Source organism: Psychrobacillus sp., assembly GCF_056205495.1.
Genome location: NZ_JBAEAP010000462.1, coordinates 1 through 1,977 on the forward strand (window position 1 = coordinate 1; position 1,977 = coordinate 1,977).

The 1,977-nt window shown below is 37.6% G+C and carries 2 protein-coding genes; both read left to right on the forward strand.

Features of this window, described 5'->3' with window-relative positions; genetic code table 11:
* Positions 1-173 precede the first annotated feature (173 nt).
* On the forward strand, positions 174-1,241 hold the full coding sequence (locus AC06OU_RS13355) for a protein-glutamate methylesterase/protein-glutamine glutaminase (protein ID WP_475856391.1): 1,068 nt from the start codon (positions 174-176) through the stop codon (positions 1,239-1,241).
* 15 nt (positions 1,242-1,256) lie between these two features.
* On the forward strand, positions 1,257-1,977 hold a 721-nt coding region (locus tag AC06OU_RS13360), incomplete at its 3' end, for an Hpt domain-containing protein (RefSeq protein ID WP_475856393.1).

Sequence of the window (1,977 nt, forward strand, 5' to 3'; positions counted from 1 at the left end):
AGCAGTCCAACAGCAAGTACCTTTTTCCATTTTATATCCGCAAAGTGAAATCTCTAAAAAGCTTTCCTCTATTGTTAGCAAGTTTACTGAAGAACAGTTGGAAGCAGTTCCTTCTAATCCGAGTAAGATTATTGATAAATTGAAAAGCATATTTAAAGGAGGCGATAAGTAGGATGGGACCAAAGAAAAAATTACTTATCGTGGATGATTCAGCTTTTATGCGTAAATTAATCGGAGACTTCTTTAAGGAAAGCAAAACAATTGAAGTAGTAGGTATAGCCCGAAATGGATCAGATGCCCTCAGAAAAATTAAAACACTACGTCCTGATGTTATTACGATGGATGTAGAAATGCCAGAGATGAATGGGATAGAAGCACTAAAACAAATAATGATTGATTCTCCTGTTCCAATCATTATGCTTTCTAGTACTACTCAACGGGGTACGGAAAGTACTTTACTAGCTATGGAATATGGTGCAGTAGACTTTGTAGCTAAACCTAGCGGCACCATATCTTTAGATTTACATAAGATTAAAGATGAATTAGTTGAAAAAGTAGAACATGCTTCAAGAATCACTATAAGTAAATTAAAAAAAGTAAAACTACCAACAAGAGAAGAGCCAAAGGTAGCGGTGAACCAATCTGTTACACATAGGCTGCTAAACAAAAAAAAGATGGTATTAATCGGTACTTCTACAGGGGGACCACGAGCTTTACAAGAGGTTCTACCCAATTTACCAGGAGATTTAAAGGCTCCTGTTCTAATAGTCCAGCATATGCCTCCTGGGTTTACTAAATCACTTGCGGATCGTTTAAACCAACTATCCGAGATTGAGGTAAAGGAAGCAAGTGAAGGAGATATTATTCGGAATGGACATGCGTATATAGCTCCAGGTGGATATCATATGCGCATAAAAAAAGTAGGAACCGCTTATACGATAAAACTGGATGATGTAGAGCCTCCTAGAGGAGGACATAGACCATCAGTGGACGTTCTATTGGAAGACAATAGCAGCTATAATGACTTTGATAAAATCGTAATCATTATGACTGGTATGGGTTCGGACGGCTCTAAAGGCCTGAAGCGGTTAGTTGAGGCTGGTAAAGTAGTTACAATTGCTGAATCCTCGAATACATGTATTGTTTATGGCATGCCTAAAGCAGCGGTAGAAACAAAATTAGTGAACGAAGTGGTAGATTTAGAGAGAATTGCAAACACAATCACACGGTATTTACCTTAAAGGGGAGTTAAGTTCATGGATATCAATCAATATTTAGAGATGTTTATAGAAGAAAGTAAGGAGCATTTACAGGCATGTAATGATCATTTACTAGAACTAGAGAAAAATCCCCAGGATCTTTCTATTGTTAATGAAGTATTTCGTTCTGCTCACACATTAAAAGGTATGTCTGCAACTATGGGGTACGAGGACATAGCTAATCTTACTCATAAGATGGAGAACGTTCTAGACGAAATACGAAATAGCCGTTTAAATGTTACTCCAGAGCTTCTTGACGTAGTTTTCGTAGCGGTGGACCAGCTAGAAGAAATGGTCTTTAACATTGCTGAAGGCGGAGATGGAAAACTGAATGTAGAAGAGACTGTAAGAAAGCTTCATGAGATTGAAACCGGAGAAATAGAAGTTGCTGCTACTGTTGTAAATAATGTTTCTTCAACCTCGCTAGAAAATTACTTAACTTATGACGATTATGAAATGACTGTCATACAGCAATCTGCAGAACAAAATTATTTTTCATATGAGATATCTATCAAACTTCGAGAAGATTGCTTGCTTAAAGCTGCCCGCGTGTATATGGTTTTTGAGCTACTTGAAAAAATGGGAGATGTTATTAAATCTTCTCCTTCCGTTGAAAAGCTCGAAGATGAGGATTTTGATGAGCAGTTCTATGTAGCCTTCGTTACGACGGAGACGCAAGCTGATGTACAAAAGAAGCTGATGAAAGTATCAGAGGTTA